Here is a 19,936-nt window from a genome sequence, read left to right on the forward strand (position 1 = left end):
TTACTTTTTCTTAGTAACGTACATCGTAATATCAGCAGTGAAGACCAATTCACTGCGAGTATTGTAAAGCTTCACTGGCACCACTAAATCCTCTTTATCTAGCCATTGTCTTGGCATTGCAATTTCTGCCACAGCTGTGACATCAGTATCAACCTTCGCTAAGTACTGCACCGTCATTCCCTTAGGGATCCAGCGATGAGTTTTATATGGCACGGTAGCATCAACCATCACACCGGCACATAACTCAGCTAAATTACACTGCGCAATAGCATGGATAGTCCCAATATGATTGTGCACACTCCGTCGGTTTTTAACCATTGCGCTGCAATGTCCGTCACGTAAATCTAAAACAGTGGGTTTCATGGAGCCAAAATAAGGGGCTTTAAAACACACTACTTTAGTAAATAACCAATTGCCAAATGGTAGACGCTTAAAACTATGCCATGCTGTTAAAACTGCAGATTTATTACTCATTATTATTTTCCATTGAATGTCGCTATTGCAAAATTAGCACATCAGACCAGTTAGCAAAAGTGCATTTATACTTATAATCTTACTAGCTATATTCTTATAGATGGGTCATATGCCCTTTCTTTTTTATCTTTGCAGACCTAAAATACGCGGCAAAAGGAGCACTCATGCCAACAACCGATCGCCGCAATCATCTTAGTGTTATTTTAATTCTCGCTCTTCTGGTTATATTCTGCCCATTAGCGATTGATATTTACTTACCCGCATTTCCTGATATAGCGCAAGCATTGGCTATTGATGAGCAACAAGTGCAACTTACCGTCGCTATTTTTATGCTGACGGTTGGCTTAGGTCAGCTTATAGCAGGTCCTTTAGCCGACAAGTTTGGCCGCCGTCCAGTCGCACTATTTGGCATCACACTGTATGGATTTGCTGGGATGTTGGCTTTTTTAGCACCTAGCTTTAGCATTCTGATGCTTGCGCGTGCACTACAAGGTTTTGGGGCTTGTGCCACTTTTGTGGTTGCATTTGCGATTGTTCGTGATACCTACGGCAGCGCTAAAAGCGGCCAAATGATCACTTACCTTAATGGTATTGTGTGTTTTATTCCCGCGTTAGCACCTATCTTAGGCGCTTGGCTGACTGTGCAATTTGGCTGGCGGATAAACTTTTTATTTTTGGCGGGGTTTGCTTGTGTTGGACTAATGATCACTGCCATATATTTTAAAGAAACACGCCCTGCGGATAGCCACTATGAGGGCCACATACTCGATTTACGTCGTTTTATACCAATCATTAGCACGCCTATTTTTCTTTTTAATAGCCTAATTTGTATGGTGGCAATGTCGGCTATTTTAGCTTTTGTAACATTAGCACCGGGATGGATCATGACCGAGTTAGGTGGATCGGTCAGCGATTTTACTTTTTGGTTTACTCTCAATGCCATTGTTAGCATTGTAGCCAGCTTTATTGCACCATTGTATATCAAACGCCATAGTCAAAAAGCGTTACGCATAGGTATGAGTTTATTAATTTTCTCTGGTGTACTGATTTTAATTCTCGGCCAGTTTAAAAGTGCCTTTGCTTTTATGCTACCAGTGTTGATTGCTGCGCTAGGCTTTGCACTTAGCTTAGGCTCAGCGGCTGGAATGGCATTGTCACATTTTGCTAAACAAGCAGGTACTGCATCTGCGTTAATCGGTTTAATGCAAATGAGCGGCGCTGGAGTATTGGTTATGCTCACCCAAGTGCTCCCTTTCAATGCGCCCGAGTTTATTGCTTTTCACTTATTATTATTGCTGCCACTGTGGGTTATACTGCTCAGTAATAAAGCACATGCTTATCACCCTAAAAACACATAAAAACAATGATCAATTTTGAATTTTTACTGTCATTTTTAGCCGCGAGTTTTTTAATCGCTGTTGCACCAGGTCCTTCCAATGCTTTTTTAATGGCGCAAACTTTTGCCAATGGCCGCGTAGCAGGCTTACAAAGCGCATTTGGTTTTGCTTTAGGCGGAGTGGCGCATACTTTATTTGCCGTTGTCGGTCTTACGGCTATCCTTAAAGCCTCAGAAGTGGCTTATACCAGCGTACAATACGCTGGTGCTGCCTACTTATGTTATTTAGGTGTAATGATGTTTAAAAGCACATTTATCCAGTCAGAGTGCAGTAGCGAAGATAAACCCCATGTAAGCACCAAGAAAAAAACTAATGTTATGTTTCAGGCTATGATGACTGAAGTGCTCAACCCTAAAGTAGCGTTATTTTTTATTGCGTTTATTCCGCAGTTTGTTGATCCAACCCTGTCATCATCAACTACATTTCAATTAGCTTTCTTTGGCTTACTGTATCCACTTTTTGCGTTTCCGATTGACTGCACGTATATTTACTTTGGCGATAAAATTGCAGGCTACTTTCGAGAGCACCCGCAAAGCCAAATTTGGATTGATCGTATAACAGGTGTAGTATTTGTAGTTCTTGCGGTTAATCTACTCATCTAAAAAAAAGAGTCAACATGGAACAAAAACAGCAAACCCTTCCAGCGCAAAAAAATATTGCTTTAGTTGCACACGATGGTAAAAAAGCAGCCTTGCTAGCCTGGTGTAATAAACATCGCGATAACCTCAGTAAGCACACTTTATATGGCACAGGCACCACAGGTCATTTAATTGAGCGAAATACTGGACTTGAAGTTATCAAACTACTTAGTGGCCCTATGGGGGGCGATCAGCAGTTAGGCGCTAAAATTGCGGAGCATGAAATTCATGTGTTGATTTTCTTTTGGGACCCCCTTGCATCTCAACCTCATGATCCGGATGTTAAAGCGTTATTACGCTTAGCTGCGGTATGGAATATTCCAGTGGCGTGTAATGAAGTCAGCGCAGATATGATTTTAAGCTCGCCTTTGATGCATAACGAGCTTGAACGGTCATTGCCAGATTACGAGAAATACCTCGCAACCCGACAAGTCATACTATAAGCACCCTTTAACGATAAAGCATACTTGCCCATTTAGTGAGTCCGGCGGTTACACTACCAAAGTGATCGCCGTTTACCATTTTAATATCACCTAAGTGCTCAACTAATGCAGCTTTTATTAGTGGCGATTGCGCGCTGCCACCGGTAAGGTAAATCACATCAGGAACGGTCCCTGCATCTTTAATCGCTTGTTTTGCTAAACTTACTATTTGCATAATTGAATCATCAACCGCCACAGCTAAATCAGCTCGTGATAGCACTTTATGTAATTGCGGTGCTAAAAACCCTAATTCACAGTCATACTCAGTCACTGAAGAAAGCGCAATTTTTGCCGCCTCCCCTTGCTGTACCAGCTGATGACCTTGCTTATTTTGCTGCAAATCGATCAGTCGTTGAAATAACTCAGGTGCTTGTACTTCACGTAACTGCGTAAGTAATTCTCGGTGATGGCTTTGACTATAAAACTGGCTTTGTAAGTTCACATCGTTAATTTTACATGCTTGCCAAAATGCTTGATTAGGCAATGGTAAACCTGATTTAAACTGACTGCCTAAACCAAGCAATGGCATTAATGCGTGATAGCTTAAAGCAATGTCTAAATCATTACCGCCAACACGTTTACCTGTATGTGCTAAAAAGTCATGATCACGGTCACTACTATCACGAAAGCTAGGTCCCATTTGCACAAATGAGCAGTCACTGGTACCACCACCAATATCAATAACCAATACTTTTTGATCGTTATTTAAGTCACTTTCATAATCAATTCCCGCTGCGAGTGGTTCATATAAAAAAGCCACATCTTTAAAGCCAGCTCGTTTTGCTGCACGCTCTAAAATACCAATTGCTTGTTGGTTTGATTGCTCTCCACCCACGGCTTGGAAATTTACCGGGCGGCCAATAACCGTTTGTGTTAACTCTTTTTGTAGTGATGTTTCAGCACGTTGTTTGATTTTTAAAATCATCGCGGTGGCAATATCTTCAAAGAAGTTGATTTGTCCTTGCTTTAAGCCTATTGCCCCAAAAAACGATTTAGGGGATTTAACAAAATAGCCTTCTTCAGGAAATTGCACATATTCGTTAATTGCTTCACGGCCAATAAAAAGACTTTCATCACCGGGGGCTAGATCTAAGTCAGACTTGATCCGCACCATACTATTGAGCAGGGCTTGGCGCTGGGTTTTAAAATCAGTTTCATAATTTGTACCTGTTAGATGCTGAGCAACAAAATCGACAACTAAAGCACTATGATGTGTGTATAAGGTTGAAGGGAGGTAAAACTTACCTTGCTCTAGGGGCACCAGCTCAACAGTATTTTGAGCATTCATTACACCCATTGCGCAATTAGAACTACCATAATCAAAACCAACTACCATTACTTCACCACAACTAACATCAAAAGGCCGCGCAATTTAGCATACTTACGGCTTTTTTTAAATGTTAATCAGGATCGCGTTGACGTAAAAAACTGGCAAACCGTGGTAAACCGTTTTTAGTAAAACCATGGTATCGGTATGTCACCGTCGCTCCTATTGCGGGTGGATTTTGGCGCTGTGCGTTACTAAAGCCAGTACCAATTGAAAACTCTTTTCCTTGTGGTGTAACTACTTTTAACGCCCCTAGCATGCCAGTAAATTTGCCTTTTCCTGGAAGATGAGCAATGACGACCGCTTCACTATCAAAATAAGGTTTTAACTTTAACAGCGCATCAGAACGGCCACTTTTATGCATTGCCGAGGCTAAATGCAGCATTACACCTTCACCACCTTGCTGAGTTACTTTATCAAAGTACGCAGATAATGCCTGCTCTGTAGTAAATTGATACTGCTGTACTGCTTGGATGTGAGGCTTATTTAATGTTTTTACTAAACGTAGATAATTTTCATAGCGTACTGCAAAGGGATTATGTTGATCTGGCATGTCAAATATCTGATAGGTGACTTTTTGCCAGTCACTATCCAACGGCTGTAAAGTGCGCACAATACCACTGAGGTCTGCAAAATCACCGCGCTTGGTCCACAACTCACCGTCTAACCTCAAATTAGGTAAATCAGCAATAAACCAGCCTGGCGCATTAATGGCATTGCCATTACGGGTTATCAACTGTGTTCCCGTCCAAATCGCACGGACCCCATCAAACTTCTCACTAACGAGATAGTTTTCAATGTCAAGCACTTGATCTTGTTGGTAAACCTTGGCAAGTTGGGCATCTGCGGTGATCTGTGTATCAGTTGCTGAGCAAGTACAAGTACTGATCAGCAACCATAATACTGTTAGTCCTTTAAGCATATCGGTCTCCTTGTTTATCACCAAGCAGACTAAACTATAGCTTAGTTTGTACCCATTGCCATAGCTGCTGTAAATTATCCATGCGAGAAACAGCTAAACTTAAATCGTGGCCTAGAGTGTGTTTATTCGGTATTGCAACCACAGGTACGTTTGCATTAGTTGCTGCTGTAACGCCGGTGTGTGTATCTTCAACAGCAATTGCTTGCTCTGCAGAAATCCCTAATGTTGTCAGTGCAAGTAAATAAGGGTCTCCCGCAGGTTTTGGATTTTGCACGTCGTCTTTAGTCACTACGCAGTCAAACCATTCATAAAAGCCATAGCCTTTTAAGATAGGTAACGCCTCATGGCGTGAACTACCCGTCACTAATGCCATTTTAAGATCGCTTTGCTTCACTGCCTCTAATACCTCTTCGGCAAAAGGCATTAAAGGAGGTAAATTAGTGGTAACAAATTGCTCGAATGCATCATATTTAGCCTGCGCTAACCACTGCGGTGAAACCGATAAGTTATATTGCTCAACCACTTCAATTGCCGCATCTAAGGTCGGTCGACCTGAAAAACGTTGGCAAAAATCATCTTCTTCATAGCGCACGCCAAACGGTGCTAAAACATCATTCCAACAGTTAAAGTGGACACTTTCTGAATCAACTAAAGTGCCATCCATATCAAATAATACTGCTTTTAATGTCATCCTCATTCCTTTATTTTTCAGCAACAAAAAAGGCGCTCATAGCACCTTTTTGGTTTAATACTTATGCTGTTAAACCTGCTGGCGGCTCTGCAAATGCTTCTTCACCCGTTTCAACATCTACCAACTCGTAGCCACGTTCTTTTCTAACAACTTTTAGTACAGGTTTTTCAAATGCTGTTTTTAAACGCTCTGCGTCATCTCGTAACGCATCTAAGGTGTTGCCAAAAGGCGCTGCGCCCGTTTCTGACCAATTCGTTACTTTACCATTTAGGTTATATTCAACCTCATGTATTTGATATTGCGCCGCTTCATCTTTAGTTGCTTCACAAAAAATCACTCGGTAGTTCCAAAATCCAGCCATTGTTCTTCTCTTGTTAAATTTAATTGTCGCTACTTTAGCAGTTATAAATCAGGTTTTACAATACAAAAGCCCGCAACATGTGCGGGCTTTTAATATTAGCAATTATAAAGTCTACTTAGAAAAAGTTAACTTTAAATTCAGCGCCAATAAAGCGAGGCTCATTAACAATTGCAGAGTTATTGCTAAAATCTACACCACCGATGAATACTTGCTCATTGGTTATATTACGTGCAAATGCCGCAACTTCGTATTCGTAGTTATTATCAAACCACTTATAACCCGCGCGTAAGCCACCTTCTAATAATGCTTCACCAGTAAACTCCACTGATTCATATAAAAAGAAATCAATTTCACTACGGTATGACCAATCTGTAAACGCATAAAACTCACCATCGCCAAGCTCTTTAGTATAGCGTAGAGTAAAGTTAGCAATCCACTCCGGCGCATGTGGCAGGCTATTACCGTCTAAACTATAACCTTGGTTTGTTAGCGGATCAGTAATCGTACAAGCAAAACAGCCTTGCGAATATAAATCATCATCTTGCAGCTCAGTATTGTTATAACTGAAGTTAAAAGTTGCATCAAATTCATCAGTCAATACCCATTGAGTATCAACTTCAAAACCGTAGCCAACAGTTTTATCAGCATTCAACAAACGAGCTGAATTTCCCGAGTCACCACCAACAGCTGTTAACTGTTGATCATCCATTTGATAATAGAAAACAGTAGCATTGACACGTCCACGACCGTCAAGCACGTCTGATTTAATACCCGTTTCAATTGAGTTAATTGTTTCAGAATCAGCAACCGTTACATCATCACTAAATAAGATACGACCTTGAACGCTCGGTGCACGAAAACCATTTGCAGCACGAACGAATAAGTTTATATCATCAGAATATTTATACGCAGCAGCTAAATCCCATGATACATGGCTATCTTCTGGTGCAACTGACTTAGTTAAATTAGCAACTGCCGACTCTGGAGATGCGTAACGTGACGCTGTAAAGTCACGTTTATCATCTGAGTAACGTAAACCAGCAGTGATTTCTAACTTCTCAGTTAATTGATATTCACTCGATGCAAATACAGCCCATGCTGTTGTGTCTTGATCTTGGCGAACATAGCCAGTTAAGAAGTTTGCACCTAACCCATCGTAACCGTAAGTCTCAATCACTTGCTCTTCATTATAATAAAAAGCACCAACTTGGTAATTAAAGTCACCAGCAAAATCACTTGCTAAACGTAGCTCTTGTGTATATTGATTGTGATCTGGAAGGGCATCAGCGGTTTCAGACGCTAAGAAAATAAAACCAGGTCCCATTTCTGGTGTTGGGCAACCAGGAACAAAAGTATTCCCACAACCAAAACCACCATCTACATCAGCACGAGAGAAAATTTCTGCACTTTCCCAGCCACTGATCGATGTCAACGTGTAATCAGCAAAACTGTACTCTAGCTTTAAGCTAGCACCTTGGCTATTTACATTCTGTGTAGCAAATTGCACAGTATCTTGATATATCACTTCAGGATCAAAGCCCGGGCGCGGGTTATTTGTGCCTGTTTCAATTGCATTTGCATGAAATACAATTGGCTTACCATTTAAGTCACGAGTGTGGTAATTCAATAATGCACTGAAATCATCTTTCTCATATAAGAATTGGATACGCGCGGCAGTTTCTTGATAACCTCCTGTTACGTCATCAATCTCATTGCCTGCTAAGCGATTATCAATATAATCATCGCGCTCTTGACGTAATAGAGAAACACGTGCTGATAAGTTATCAGTTAAGCCACCACTTACAGCCCCTTCGAAGTCAATTGAATTGAACGAACCATATGATAAGGCTGCATAACCTTCAAAATCTTGACTTGGGCGAGCTGAATCAATTTTAACTAAACCAGCTGGGGTATTACGACCGAATAAGGTGCCTTGTGGTCCACGGAGAACTTCTACGCGGCCCGTGTCAAATATAGGAAAACCTTTTAAAATAGGGCTTTCTTGAACAATTTCATCAACCACTAGGGATACTGGTTGTGATGAATTCAAATCGAAATCTGAATTACCAAGACCACGAACATAAAAACGTGGGAATGAGCGACCAAATGAAGATTCTACAGTTAAGCTTGGAATTTTTGCATTTAAAAAACGAATATCCATGCCGGCAGAACTGGCAGCATCAAGGCTATCACCTTGTAAAGCAGAAGCAGCGACAGGTACTTCCTGTGCGTTTTCTACACGCTTGCGCGCAGTGATTTGAATAACTTCTAATTGCTTGCTTTGCGCAGTTGGAGCTTGTTCATCAGCAGCAAGAGTTGTAAATGAAGTACCTGCTACGGCAGAGAACAACGTTGCATTGATTAGGGTTGCTAACGTAGATCTTTTCATTGCTTTCATGTCGGGGTTTAACCTTTTTAGTGCACTCTTATTCAACGGTTGATGTGTTGCGCCAAATTCACTCGGCGGGCTCGGCCAATTTTTCGCGCCTTAAGTTAAGCTGCGCGGACCTCTTTGTCGAGAGTGCAAAACGAAGTAAAGAGGCTGAACGAACGCTGAAGATTATAGCATTGTGTGACACTTTTGCTGCATTAATATGTACAATAATATAAACTTTTTACAACAAATAACGGCACAATAAGCGAACTTGAGAGATTTTATGCAATTATATTTATTTTATACGGACATTTGTCCTGTCAATAAAGTGGTTGTAAATGTAGCAGGTATCACAAGTGGGAGCCGCTAAGTGACTATAATGATCATTGAGTAAACATAGCATAGCCAAATTTAATTCTGCTATACAATGCTTCTGCAAAGTTAATCGATATATTTTATTGATAAATCATACCTTATGCTAATGTATATAAACACGACAGAGCTAATCATTAAGGATTAAGATGGATCTAACCACCACACTTTCAAAAAACTGGTCAGTACTGTTAGTACGCGGCCTCATTGCAATTATTTTTGGCGTTATTACTTGGTTTGCACCCAATGCATCTCTGAGTATTATGTTGTTATTTTTTGCGGGCTATTTTTTATTTGATGGCATGCTAAGAACATGGGTTGCTTGGAACTCTAAGCAACACAATCCCTATTGGCGCTGGTTATTGGCCGGTGGGGTGTTATCAATCATCGCAGGACTAGTTACCCTATTTGCACCAAACGTTACCGCGATACTATTACTTTATTATGTCGCTGCGTGGGCCATAGCGATTGGCGCTGTTGAAATTTTAATTGCGCTTAAATTAAGAGCGGAGATATCTAATGAGTGGATATTAATTATTACTGGGGCAATATCAGTATTATTTGGTTTATATTTAATCTTTAATCCTAGCGCAGGGATCCATACTTTACTTTGGTTAGTCGCCACTTACGCCGTACTATTTGGTGCTTTAATTGTATTATTTTCATTAAAGCTAAGAAAGATGGCACAACAGCAATAACTCATCAATAAAAACGAAGTAATTTGCTACTCGTTGCAGCAAATTACTTCTGCAAGACGATACCGGTACCGCTGGATTTATTTCGTTGCTCGTCCCCGCCTTAATGCAATTTCACCATCAATATGTATATCGCGTTGTGGGAAAGAAATAACGACATTATGCTCAGCAAATATTTTATATACACTAAAACGAATATCACTGCGGACTTGGCGCAACATGGTTTCTGATTCAGCACAAACCCAAAAAATAGCATTGAACACTAAAGAGCTTTCAGCAAAATCATCAAATAACACTGAAGATGCCGGCGTCGGGAGTATTGCAGGATGTTCGCTCAACACTTTTTTGATCAGTTTTTCAACTAACAATACATCTGATCCATATGCCACACCAACACTGACAGACGAACGAGCATTGCGGTCAATCAAGGTCCAATTCGTCACTGTGTTTTCGAGTAGTTGACTGTTTGGTATAAGCATGTGCACACCATCGTTGCGACGAATGCGCGTGGAGCGAGTATTAATCGTTTCAACCACCCCTTTGGCGTTGCCCACTTCTAAGAAATCTCCAATACGAATTGGCCGCTCCCACATTAAAATCCAGCCACTAATAAAGTTATTAATGATATTTTGTGCCCCGAATCCTACACCAATAGCTATAGCGCCAGAAACAAAGGCAAATGCTGTTAACGGAATATTTAACACTTCAAGGGAGGTAAATATTAAAATTGCGATACTTAACACTAAATAAATACGGGTAAATAAATGCACCGCATCAGGGTTCATTTTACGTGCGAGAAGAGTTTTTCGTATTAATCGACCAATCCATGTAACCACAAACCACATGGCAAAGAGTATCAAAGGCACTTGAATAACTTTAGCTACAGTAATTTCGATATTGTTATAGCTAAAAATTACATACGATAAATAATGAGAGATTGACTCTAACGTCATACTTTTTCCAAAATTAATAAAACAAATAGCTATTCAGGGTTAAGTAAGTTTAGCACGCCATAATGGCATTTACGGAGAAGTTAAAGTTCAATATGTTTTTTATGAACAAATCATTAACATTTTCTTACAGGTAATGCTATATAAGTACTGTAAGCTTAAATAAAGCACGAGGAACGAATGATGTCACAACTGACCTTAAATCAAAAATTAGCCACGCTACAACCTTTAGTTGATTTGCAACTGTTTGAATCAAGTATTGAATACCGCAATAAAATTTTGTCTGTGCTTGCAGAGCAAGAACATACTCTTAATTGCATTAACAAAGAGTTTGGTCACCAGCAACCGGCAAGTTTTGGTAGCGAAAAAAAGTTTGTTTTAGGTTACAACTAATTTTGCTACTTCGCGCATGCAATATAAACCAAAATTCTCAATTAAGTACCAACCTGTAGTAGCTTTAATACGTCCTACTGTTTAAGGCTACTATTTCTCGATTTGCACTATTTTTACCTAAAAACACGTTTTTTGCGCTCAATCCCCACCTTAAACCGATAAACTTAGTTGTATATACATGAAAATTTGCTAAGTTATGGGTGTTTTATGTCTCGCCTGTTTTTCAAGGCTCACCTATTTTATGGAGTTCTCATGCGTAAGACCCTTATAGCAACTACAATTGCTAGTGCATTATTATTATCTGCTTGTAGTTCGCAAAACGATGCAGATACAAAAGAGCAAACGACTCAAGTACAAACAGCCAATGTAGACAACGTATTAATGAAACCAAGTCCATTACAATATATGGCACCAGAATTTGATAAATTTGGTACCAGTGATTATGAACCGGCATTTGATGCAGGTATTGCGCAGCAAAAAGCGCAAATCACGGCTATCGCTAACAACCCAGCTCCAGCTACATTTAAAAACACCTTAGTTGAATTAGAACTATCTGGCGAATTGCTTGATCGCGTTTCAACCGCTTTCTATAACTTATCTGGTTTGATCTCTAATGATGAGTATCAACGTATTGCAGCAAAAATGGCCCCAGTGTTATCTGCGCATTCTGATGACATTTATCTTAACAAAGCATTATTTTCACGTGTTGAAACCATTAATGGCAATAAAGCGAAGTTAAATGCCGAAGATCAGCGTTTAGTTGAGTTTTACTACACTAAGTTTGTTAACGCTGGTGCAAAATTAGATGAAGCACAAAAAGCCAAAATGCGTGAAATCAACGCAGAGCTTGCTAAGTTATCAACAGCCTTCTCGCAAAACGTATTAAAATCGTTTAAAGAGGACGTTGTATTAGTAACCGATAAAAGCGAACTTGCTGGCCTTTCTGACGCTGAAATAGCAAGCCTTGCCGCTGCCGCTAAAAAAGCAGGTAAAGAAGGCTACATGATCACGTTGGTGAACACCACGCAACAGCCGATTCTCAGCAGCCTAGAAAACCGTAAGTTACGTGAACGTATTTTTAAAGCATCAACGACTCGTGCGCAAAATACCAATGGCCCTATCATTATCAAAGAAACCAATTTGCGCGCTCAAAAAGCAGCACTACTTGGCTACAAAAATTGGGCTTCATATGTAATGACCACACGTATGGCTAAAACCACTGAAAACGTTTATGGCATATTAGATGACTTAGCACCTAAAGCCGTAAATAAAGCAAAAGCTGAAGCTGCTGAAATTCAAAAAGTAATTGATGCATCAGGCGAAAAGTTTACTGTACAACCATGGGACTGGGCATTCTATTCAGAAAAAGTGCGCCAAGCTAAGTACGACCTAGATCCTGCTTTAGTTAAGCCATACTTTGAAATGCAATCAGTGATCCATAACGGTTTATTCTTTGCGATGGAAAAACTATACGGCATTACTTTCAAAGAGCGTAAAGATTTACCACTTTATCACGAAGATGTAATGGCGTTTGAAGTGTTCAACGCCGATGGTAGTTCTATTGGTTTATTCTACATGGACCCTTATGCTCGTGAGGGTAAACGTGGCGGTGCTTGGATGAGTGCATATGTTAGCCAAAGTGGCTTAAAAGGCACAAAACCTGTAATTTATAACGCGCAAAACATTCCTAAACCTGCAGATGGTCAGCCAACACTGATGACTTTTGACGAAGTTACGACTATGTTCCATGAATTTGGTCATGCGGCACACGGTTTGTTCTCAGACGTAAAATACCCAAGCCTTGCAGGCACTGCAACAGCTCGTGACTTTGTTGAATTCCCGTCACAAGCGAACGAAGATTGGAACATCGAACCAACTGTACTTGCTAACTACGCGAAGCATTACAAGACGGGTGAACCAATTCCTAAAGAATTACTCGACAAAGTACTTGAGTCACAAAACTTCAACCAAGGTTTTGGTACCACTGAGTATTTAGCTGCAGCATTACTTGATATGGAATGGCATTCATTTGGTGTTGATAAGAAAATAACTGATGTACAAAAATTTGAGCATGACGCGTTAGAGAAACACGGCATTGCTTACTACCCAGTACCACCGCGTTATAAGTCTTGCTACTTTAGCCACACCTTTGCTGGTGGCTATTCAGCAGGTTACTATGCATACCTTTGGACTGAAGTATTTGCAGCTGATGCCTTTGCGCATATGACAAAGCAAGGCGGCTTAACTCGTGACAACGGTGATAGCTTCCGCAAAGAGATTTTATCAAAAGGTAACAGTCGCGACTTAATGCAAAGCTATATTGAGTTCCGTGGTCAAAAGCCAACTACCGACGCCCTACTTAAGCGCCGTGGTTTAGTTAAGTAAACCAAACTAATTATAATGGGAGTCCGTAATGGGCTCTCATTTTTTATCGCCATTATTCATCCTAATCTTGTTACCTTCTAACTAAAATCAACACCTTACAGAAGATATATATGCTAATCTAAATAAAAAATTTAGGTTACACAATGCAAAATATACTTTTATTTTCAACTTGCTTACTACTAAGTGCATGTGCTACAGAGCCAACTGAGCACGCCGATATAGTGATCGCTAATGCGACGATCATCGACGTAACAACCGGACAACTCAGCGTTGAACAATCCCTTGCTATTCGCGATGGTGTGATCATAAAGCGCGCTAACAACTCACTAAAAAATAACTACATTACTGAGAATTACATTGATGCTAATGATCAATTTTTAATGCCAGGCCTTTGGGATATGCATGTCCATTTTGGCGGCGGTGAAGCGCTTATAGCCGAAAACAAAGCCCTGTTACCACTTTACCTCGCGTATGGCATTACTACAGTACGTGATGCTGCTGCTGATTTAAGTGAGTCAGTTTTAAGCTGGCGAGAGCAAATTAATAATAACCAATTAGTTGGCCCGACCATTTATACATCAGGGCCCAAACTCGAAGGTAAAGACTCTATTTGGCCTGGCGACTTAGAAGTTGAAACTGTCGAGGAAATGAATGCTGCTATCGATACGCTTGATGCTATGAATGTGGATTTTGTGAAAATCACCGATAGTGCATTAACACCTGAACTTTATTTAAAAGCAGTTAAAGAAGTGAAAAAACGTGGCTACCAAATATCTGGTCATATTCCGTTTTCGCTATCAGTTACAGATGTATCAAATGCAGGGTTAGATGCCATTGAGCATATGACCTACTTGTTAAAAGCCGCAGCAATTAATGAACCTGAAATATCAGCAAAAGTGGCTTCAGGTGAACTGAGTTACCGCAGTGCTTTGCCAATTATTACAGCAAATATTGATAACCAAACAGCTTTAAATAAATACGCCGTGTTAGCTCAAAATAACACGGCCGTAGTACCTACTTTAATTGGTGGTCAAATCACCGCTTATATTGATGAAGATAACCATCAAGATGATGAGTTTTTAAATTATTTAGGTAAAGGTCTTAAAGCCACTTACCAATGGCGTGTAGACAGAGCCAATAAAGATACCCAAGATCAAATCAAACAACGTAAAGAACGCTTTGTTAAAACAGCTCAATTACTACCTTTAGCACAACAGGCTGGCGTATCAATTATTGCTGGGACCGACGCTGGATTTTTAAATTCGTATATTTACCCAGGTTTATCTCTTCATCAAGAGCTGGCTATTTTTAGTGATTATGGCTTAACGCCATTACAAACATTGCAATCAGCAACACTTGCTGGACCACAGTTTTTAGGTAAAACGGCGCAGTTTGGAGAACTTACAGAAGGCAAAACCGCCGATATCATTTTCTTAACTGATAACCCATTAATTGATGTACGTAACACGCAAAAGCTCACTGGGGTTATTTCTCATAGTCGTTATTACAATCAAGCAGCACTTGAACAGCTAAAAGTAGATGCCAAGCAATTCGTTAGTTCACAACAGTAAATTAATCACCGGGCTCAGGTTACTTCACTGAGCCACTCCCTTTAATACTCTTTGTAGTATACACTCGCGCTTTTAGTTTGGAGTAAGCACTATGGGCTACTTATTTGCCGTCACTCTATTATGGGCGTTTTCATTTAGTTTAATTGGCGTATATTTAGCAGGTCAAGTTGATGCTTGGTTTAGTGTATTAATTCGCGTAGCCCTAGCCACACTGCTATTTTTACCGTTTTTAAAACGAACACCTCCCCCACTTGCTTGCAAACTCATGCTGATCGGCGCAGTACAACTCGGTATTATGTATAGCTTTTATTACCACTCATTTTTATTCTTAAGTGTGCCTGAAGTACTGCTATTTACCGTAATGACCCCGCTTTACATCACGTTATTAAACGATGCGTGCAACAAGTATTTTAACCCACAGTTTTTTATAGTCGCTTTTATTGCCGTGCTGGGTGCAATTACTATTCGCTATGAAAACTTAGACAGTAACTTCTTAGTCGGATTATTACTGGTACAAGGCGCTAATATTAGTTTTGCTGTAGGACAAGTAACCTACAAACGCTTAATGCTGGGTAAGCAGCTTGATGATAAAACTGTATTTGGCTGGTTTTTTATTGGTGCACTGATTGTTGCAAGTAGCTGTTATGTCTTATTTGGTAACTCAAACAAATTACCAAGCACCTCAACACAATGGGGCATATTGATTTATTTAGGAGTTGTGGCATCTGGTGTTGGCTATTTTATGTGGAATAAAGGCGCCACACTTGTCAATGTGGGCGCACTGGCGGTGATGAACAACTTGCTTATTCCTGCAGGCATTGTTGTTAATGTACTTATTTGGAATAGAGACGCGGACATACTCAGATTAAGTATTGGCGCGGGGGTTATGCTATTTGCCTTAGTGATAAACCAAATAATGGCTAAAAGAGTAAATTAGTTACCCTGTAGTTAAACTGTCACTAATAATTAGTAAGGTAGCGTCCACTTTGATTTTTAAGGAAAAATAATGAAGCACACACCTTTACTGACTAGTTGTTTATTATTAATTACACTCGCTGGCTGCGATGACGATGTAGAAATAGTCGAAAAAGAAGTGGTTGTTACCAACACTGAGGTTGAAATTGTTAAAGTTCCTACCCCGGTTATTGTTGAAGTCGCGCAAGGTACGAATATTCAACTCGGTGCTCGCCCCGACTACTTAATTGACGATATGGCCACCAGCGCACTAAAAACAAAATTAGAATCGTGCAAAGACGGCCCTTTTTATCGTACTGATTTTTCAATTGGTCACCGCGGTGCACCTATGCAATACCCAGAGCACACTAAAGAATCTTACATTGCAGCAGCTCGTATGGGCGCTGGCATTGTCGAGTGCGATGTGACGTTTACAAATGATAAAGAGCTGGTATGCCGCCATTCACAATGCGATTTACATACCACCACTAATATTTTAGCGATCCCAGAACTTGCCGCTAAATGCAGTGTGCCATTTACGCCAGCGGATCCTAACAGTGGCACACCCGCTACAGCTAAATGTTGCACCAGCGATATTAGCCTGGCGGAATTTTTAACCCTTGAGGGTAAAATGGATGGCGCGAACACCAATGCCACCAATGTTAACGATTATATGAATGGAACACCGAGTTGGCGCACTGATTTATACGCCACCTCAGGTACACTCATGACTCATAAACAAAGTATTGCGCTATTTAAAGAGCTGGGTGTAAAAATGACCCCAGAGCTGAAATCGCCTCAAGTGAGCATGCCTTTTAATGGTATGACTCAAGCGCAATATGCACAAAAAATGCTGGATGAATACACGCAAATGGACGTACCCGCAAACCATGTTTATCCGCAATCATTTAACCTAGCCGACGTAGAATATTGGATTAGCACTAATCCTGAATTTGCAGCGCAAAGTGTGTATTTGGATGGTCGCGACAGCAATGCAGGGTTTGATCCTAATAACGCAGCAACATGGCAGCCAAGCATGGCAGAGCTAGCTACTGATGGCGTTAAAATTATAGCGCCCCCTATTTGGATGCTGCTAACCATAGATAACGACAGTAATATTGTACCCTCACAGTACGCTATAGATGCTAAGGCCGCAGGGCTTAATATTATTGCATGGAGCCTTGAACGCTCTGGCCCTCTAAATGAAGGCGGCGGTTATTATTATCAATCTATTAGTGATGTTATAGATAACGATGGCGACATGTTAACTGTGGTTGATGTTTTAGCACAAGAAGTGGGGGTCATGGGGATATTTTCCGATTGGCCAGCAACCGTAAGTTACTATGCTAGCTGTAATAAAATGCCTGCAAGTATTTAAACTTTAAGGCGTGTTTATTTTATCGCGCTCAGTTACCATATATTTTATATTATTTAACTGAGCGCTTTTATGATCATCCAACACCACCATGCAGACTTGCCTACCCCAACAGGTTTAATGCGCACCACGGTTTACCGCCCCGAAATGTCAGGGCAATTTCCCGCGATTATTTTTTATTCTGAAATATTTCAGCAAACCGCGCCTATTGCTCGCAGCGCTGCACTTTTAGCAAGCCATGGTTTTGTAGTACTTGTGCCAGAAGTGTTTCATGAGCTAAACCCTATCGGGACAGTGCTTGCCTATGATGATGCGGGTAAAGATAAAGGCAATAACGATAAATGGGCAAAACCGCTTGAATCCCACGACAGCGATACCCAAGCGTTAATCGACTTTGTACAAACACAAGACTATTGCACCGGCTCTGTAGGTACTATGGGTGTCTGTATTGGCGGTCACTTAGCTTATAGAGCCGCATTAAACCCACACATAAAAGCCGCATTTTGCTTATATGCCACCGACATTCATAGCGATACACTCCCCGCACAAGCCGGTAATAACTCGTTTGAACGCATGGCTGATATACAAGGTGAGATTCACTTTATTTGGGGAAAGCAAGACCCCCATGTGCCACAACAAGGTCGCGACAAAATTTATCAACAAGCTGTTAGTACGGGTATTAATTACCAATGGCAAGAAGTTAACGCCCAACATGCCTTTATGCGTGATGAGGGTGAGCGATACGACGGCGCACTAGCAATCACCATGTACCAGCAAGCCGTTGCATTATTTAACCGTACTTTGTAAGCCATAAATTAGACATTTTTAAGCATACCCAATGCGGTATGCCTTTTTATAAAATAATCCTTTAAATAATCGATAAATAAGCGCAACTTCTTAGAATCGGCGCCGCCGGGTGGAAATACGCCGTAAAGTTCTATATCTTTACTTTTATAGTCATCGAGTATAATTTCCAATAGCCCAACTTGAACTTTTGGCCATGCATCGTAAAGTGGAATACGCCCGATACCATGGCCTGCTTCAACAAAAGCAGTTCGCGCAGCAGCGTTATTAGTCCTTAAACCACCTTGCATAGTTAAGTTATGCTTTTTACCATCTTTTTGTAGCGTTAATGTTTTACTGCCGAGCTGATACACCACCCATTGATGTTCGCTTAATTGCGCTGGAGTTTTAGGTTTACCGTAATGGGCAAAATAATCTGGCGAACCACAAATACAGGTACTCATAGTAGTGAGTTTAGTCGCTTGTAAATTGGAGTCACTAAGCGCCACACCGCGAATCGCAAAATCAAAGCCATTTTTAATAATATCAATCACTTCATCACTTAACTGTAAATCAATATCGATTTTGGGATACTGACGTTTAAAATCATTGATTGCAGGCACAACCAACTGCATACCGACATTCACCGGGCAGCTAATTTTAAGTAAGCCTTGTGGTTCGCTTTTTATATTTTCTATTTGCTGTTTAGCCGCATTAGCTTGCTCAGTAATAATTCTGCAGCGCTCATAATACGCAATCCCCGCTTCGGTCAGTGCCATAGTTCGCGTTGAACGATTAAGCAGCGTCACTTCCAGTTGGGTTTCTAATTTTTTTAAGTGATAACTTGCCACTGCACGAGTAAACCCCAATTGTTTGGCGGCCGCCGTTAAACTGCCCTGCTCTACAATTTGTGCAAATACCACCATACTTTTGAGTTGCTCAAACGATACCTTCATAAGATCTCCTATACTGACTTACTTTATTGTATCAATTATTAAACCAATAAAGTTGAATTTATCATCGTTGTTTAAAGTAACCTTAGTGCATATAGTAGTTAGTAAGATAAATTAAAAATTTAAATCATCAGAAGGAATATGGTTATGGCTAAAAAAATACTTATGGTTCTTACCTCTCATGCAGAGCTTGGCAATACCGGTCATAAAACGGGCTTTTGGGTCGAAGAATTTGCGGCTCCTTATTATGCATTTATTGATGCCGGTGCTGAGGTTACACTCGCATCAGTAAAAGGCGGGCAACCACCGATTGATCCAAATAGCGCCGCACCTGATGCCGCAACAGATGCTACAAAACGTTTTGATAACGACAGTGCAGCACAAACATTGATGGCCAATACAAAAGCGCTTGGTGATGTGAATGCCAGCGACTTTGACGCCGTATTTTACCCAGGCGGTCATGGCCCATTATGGGACTTAGTTGACAATACAGACTCAATTTCATTGATTGAAGACTTTATCAAAACAGAAAAACCTGTTGCAGCTGTTTGCCACGCAAGTGCCGTGTTTTTAAATGCTAAAAATTCAGATGGCAGTGCATTGGTTGCAGGTAAGAAAGTAACTGGCTTTAGCAACAGTGAAGAAGCCGCAGTGCAACTTACTGACATTGTTCCATTGTTGGTAGAAGATGAGCTGATCAAAAAAGGCGGTGATTACCAAAAAACGGATGATTGGGGTGTGCTCGCATTAGTCGATGGCTTATTGATCACCGGTCAAAATCCTGCCAGCTCTGAGCTTGCAGCGCAAAAACTGCTGACCCAATTAGGCTAATTCTTTAA

At 40.6% G+C, this 19,936-nt stretch carries 19 protein-coding genes; 11 read left to right on the top strand and 8 right to left on the bottom strand.

Translation table 11 applies throughout. The annotated features are described in order from the left end of the window. Entirely contained in the window at positions 1-474 is a 474-nt protein-coding gene (locus H5158_RS02295) for a hotdog fold domain-containing protein (protein ID WP_145237355.1), read from the bottom strand. 164 nt (positions 475-638) lie between these two features. Between H5158_RS02295 and H5158_RS02300 the strand changes: the two genes are divergently transcribed. Genes H5158_RS02300 through H5158_RS02310 form a run of 3 tightly spaced genes read left to right on the top strand, consistent with a single transcriptional unit; the run spans position 639 to position 2,952 of the window. Continuing rightward, on the top strand, positions 639-1,832 hold the full coding sequence (locus tag H5158_RS02300) for a multidrug effflux MFS transporter (protein ID WP_182739378.1): 1,194 nt from the start codon (positions 639-641) through the stop codon (positions 1,830-1,832). A 5-nt stretch (positions 1,833-1,837) separates the two neighbouring features. Further along, complete coding sequence (locus tag H5158_RS02305; RefSeq protein WP_149980833.1) at positions 1,838-2,473, top strand: LysE family translocator; 636 nt, start codon at positions 1,838-1,840, stop codon at positions 2,471-2,473. 14 nt (positions 2,474-2,487) lie between these two features. Continuing rightward, positions 2,488-2,952, top strand: a complete 465-nt coding sequence (locus tag H5158_RS02310; protein WP_145237363.1) for a methylglyoxal synthase — start codon at positions 2,488-2,490, stop codon at positions 2,950-2,952. 7 nt (positions 2,953-2,959) lie between these two features. Here the strand turns inward: H5158_RS02310 and yegD are convergent, their stop codons facing one another. The 5 genes from yegD to H5158_RS02335 all read right to left on the bottom strand — a co-directional run bounded on the left by yegD (position 2,960) and on the right by H5158_RS02335 (position 8,690). Further along, on the bottom strand, positions 2,960-4,327 hold the full coding sequence (gene yegD / locus H5158_RS02315) for a molecular chaperone (protein ID WP_182739379.1): 1,368 nt from the start codon (positions 4,325-4,327) through the stop codon (positions 2,960-2,962). A gap of 64 nt (positions 4,328-4,391) precedes the next feature. Continuing rightward, positions 4,392-5,240 carry a DNA ligase gene (locus tag H5158_RS02320; RefSeq protein WP_182739380.1) on the bottom strand — a complete coding sequence of 283 codons (849 nt, stop codon included), beginning with the start codon at positions 5,238-5,240 and terminating at the stop codon, positions 4,392-4,394. A 34-nt stretch (positions 5,241-5,274) separates the two neighbouring features. Continuing rightward, on the bottom strand, positions 5,275-5,931 hold the full coding sequence (locus tag H5158_RS02325; RefSeq protein WP_149980836.1) for an HAD family phosphatase: 657 nt from the start codon (positions 5,929-5,931) through the stop codon (positions 5,275-5,277). Positions 5,932-5,992: 61 nt separating this feature from the next. Then, a complete protein-coding gene (locus H5158_RS02330) occupies positions 5,993-6,292 on the bottom strand; it encodes a hypothetical protein (protein WP_145237374.1) in 300 nt (99 codons plus the stop codon). A 115-nt stretch (positions 6,293-6,407) separates the two neighbouring features. Beyond that, the gene (locus H5158_RS02335) at positions 6,408-8,690 is read right to left on the bottom strand and encodes a TonB-dependent receptor (protein WP_145237377.1); all 2,283 of its coding nucleotides are present in this window, start codon (positions 8,688-8,690) and stop codon (positions 6,408-6,410) included. Between the two features lie 497 nt (positions 8,691-9,187). Between H5158_RS02335 and H5158_RS02340 the strand changes: the two genes are divergently transcribed. Further along, entirely contained in the window at positions 9,188-9,736 is a 549-nt protein-coding gene (locus tag H5158_RS02340) for an HdeD family acid-resistance protein (RefSeq protein WP_182717055.1), read from the top strand. A gap of 77 nt (positions 9,737-9,813) precedes the next feature. Here the strand turns inward: H5158_RS02340 and H5158_RS02345 are convergent, their stop codons facing one another. Beyond that, positions 9,814-10,686 carry a mechanosensitive ion channel family protein gene (locus H5158_RS02345; protein ID WP_182739381.1) on the bottom strand — a complete coding sequence of 291 codons (873 nt, stop codon included), beginning with the start codon at positions 10,684-10,686 and terminating at the stop codon, positions 9,814-9,816. A 180-nt stretch (positions 10,687-10,866) separates the two neighbouring features. On the opposite strand from H5158_RS02345, the gene H5158_RS02350 reads away from it, so the two are divergent. The 6 genes from H5158_RS02350 to H5158_RS02375 all read left to right on the top strand — a co-directional run bounded on the left by H5158_RS02350 (position 10,867) and on the right by H5158_RS02375 (position 18,168). Further along, positions 10,867-11,076 carry a hypothetical protein gene (locus H5158_RS02350; protein ID WP_145237750.1) on the top strand — a complete coding sequence of 70 codons (210 nt, stop codon included), beginning with the start codon at positions 10,867-10,869 and terminating at the stop codon, positions 11,074-11,076. A gap of 252 nt (positions 11,077-11,328) precedes the next feature. Next, entirely contained in the window at positions 11,329-13,461 is a 2,133-nt protein-coding gene (locus tag H5158_RS02355; protein ID WP_182739382.1) for a M3 family metallopeptidase, read from the top strand. A 143-nt stretch (positions 13,462-13,604) separates the two neighbouring features. Further along, positions 13,605-15,032, top strand: a complete 1,428-nt coding sequence (locus H5158_RS02360; protein ID WP_182739383.1) for an amidohydrolase family protein — start codon at positions 13,605-13,607, stop codon at positions 15,030-15,032. A gap of 91 nt (positions 15,033-15,123) precedes the next feature. After that, a complete protein-coding gene (locus tag H5158_RS02365) occupies positions 15,124-15,969 on the top strand; it encodes a DMT family transporter (RefSeq protein ID WP_182739384.1) in 846 nt (281 codons plus the stop codon). A gap of 69 nt (positions 15,970-16,038) precedes the next feature. Further along, positions 16,039-17,364 carry a glycerophosphodiester phosphodiesterase family protein gene (locus tag H5158_RS02370; RefSeq protein ID WP_182739385.1) on the top strand — a complete coding sequence of 442 codons (1,326 nt, stop codon included), beginning with the start codon at positions 16,039-16,041 and terminating at the stop codon, positions 17,362-17,364. Between the two features lie 69 nt (positions 17,365-17,433). Further along, positions 17,434-18,168 carry a dienelactone hydrolase family protein gene (locus tag H5158_RS02375; RefSeq protein ID WP_149980843.1) on the top strand — a complete coding sequence of 245 codons (735 nt, stop codon included), beginning with the start codon at positions 17,434-17,436 and terminating at the stop codon, positions 18,166-18,168. Positions 18,169-18,176: 8 nt separating this feature from the next. On the opposite strand, the gene H5158_RS02380 is transcribed toward H5158_RS02375, so the two are convergent. Continuing rightward, complete coding sequence (locus H5158_RS02380) at positions 18,177-19,100, bottom strand: LysR family transcriptional regulator (RefSeq protein WP_182739386.1); 924 nt, start codon at positions 19,098-19,100, stop codon at positions 18,177-18,179. Between the two features lie 144 nt (positions 19,101-19,244). Here H5158_RS02380 and H5158_RS02385 point away from each other — a divergent pair, with 144 nt between their 5' ends. After that, complete coding sequence (locus H5158_RS02385; protein WP_149980845.1) at positions 19,245-19,928, top strand: type 1 glutamine amidotransferase domain-containing protein; 684 nt, start codon at positions 19,245-19,247, stop codon at positions 19,926-19,928. Positions 19,929-19,936: the final 8 nt, after the last annotated feature.

Origin of the sequence: Pseudoalteromonas sp. SR45-6 (assembly GCF_014163545.1) — a bacterium.
In the GTDB taxonomy this organism is placed as follows: domain Bacteria; phylum Pseudomonadota; class Gammaproteobacteria; order Enterobacterales; family Alteromonadaceae; genus Pseudoalteromonas; species Pseudoalteromonas rhizosphaerae.

Coding starts and splice junctions, on each gene's coding strand:
- H5158_RS02335 (WP_145237377.1), bottom strand. CDS start 8,690: ATGAAAGCAATGAAAAGATCTACGTTAGCAACCCTAATCAATGCAACG.
- H5158_RS02330 (WP_145237374.1), bottom strand. CDS start 6,292: ATGGCTGGATTTTGGAACTACCGAGTGATTTTTTGTGAAGCAACTAAA.
- H5158_RS02350 (WP_145237750.1), top strand. CDS start 10,867: ATGTCACAACTGACCTTAAATCAAAAATTAGCCACGCTACAACCTTTA.
- H5158_RS02355 (WP_182739382.1), top strand. CDS start 11,329: ATGCGTAAGACCCTTATAGCAACTACAATTGCTAGTGCATTATTATTA.
- H5158_RS02340 (WP_182717055.1), top strand. CDS start 9,188: ATGGATCTAACCACCACACTTTCAAAAAACTGGTCAGTACTGTTAGTA.
- H5158_RS02310 (WP_145237363.1), top strand. CDS start 2,488: ATGGAACAAAAACAGCAAACCCTTCCAGCGCAAAAAAATATTGCTTTA.
- yegD (WP_182739379.1), bottom strand. CDS start 4,327: ATGGTAGTTGGTTTTGATTATGGTAGTTCTAATTGCGCAATGGGTGTA.
- H5158_RS02385 (WP_149980845.1), top strand. CDS start 19,245: ATGGCTAAAAAAATACTTATGGTTCTTACCTCTCATGCAGAGCTTGGC.
- H5158_RS02370 (WP_182739385.1), top strand. CDS start 16,039: ATGAAGCACACACCTTTACTGACTAGTTGTTTATTATTAATTACACTC.
- H5158_RS02365 (WP_182739384.1), top strand. CDS start 15,124: ATGGGCTACTTATTTGCCGTCACTCTATTATGGGCGTTTTCATTTAGT.
- H5158_RS02295 (WP_145237355.1), bottom strand. CDS start 474: ATGAGTAATAAATCTGCAGTTTTAACAGCATGGCATAGTTTTAAGCGT.
- H5158_RS02345 (WP_182739381.1), bottom strand. CDS start 10,686: ATGACGTTAGAGTCAATCTCTCATTATTTATCGTATGTAATTTTTAGC.
- H5158_RS02325 (WP_149980836.1), bottom strand. CDS start 5,931: ATGACATTAAAAGCAGTATTATTTGATATGGATGGCACTTTAGTTGAT.
- H5158_RS02305 (WP_149980833.1), top strand. CDS start 1,838: ATGATCAATTTTGAATTTTTACTGTCATTTTTAGCCGCGAGTTTTTTA.
- H5158_RS02380 (WP_182739386.1), bottom strand. CDS start 19,100: ATGAAGGTATCGTTTGAGCAACTCAAAAGTATGGTGGTATTTGCACAA.
- H5158_RS02375 (WP_149980843.1), top strand. CDS start 17,434: ATGATCATCCAACACCACCATGCAGACTTGCCTACCCCAACAGGTTTA.
- H5158_RS02320 (WP_182739380.1), bottom strand. CDS start 5,240: ATGCTTAAAGGACTAACAGTATTATGGTTGCTGATCAGTACTTGTACT.
- H5158_RS02300 (WP_182739378.1), top strand. CDS start 639: ATGCCAACAACCGATCGCCGCAATCATCTTAGTGTTATTTTAATTCTC.
- H5158_RS02360 (WP_182739383.1), top strand. CDS start 13,605: ATGCAAAATATACTTTTATTTTCAACTTGCTTACTACTAAGTGCATGT.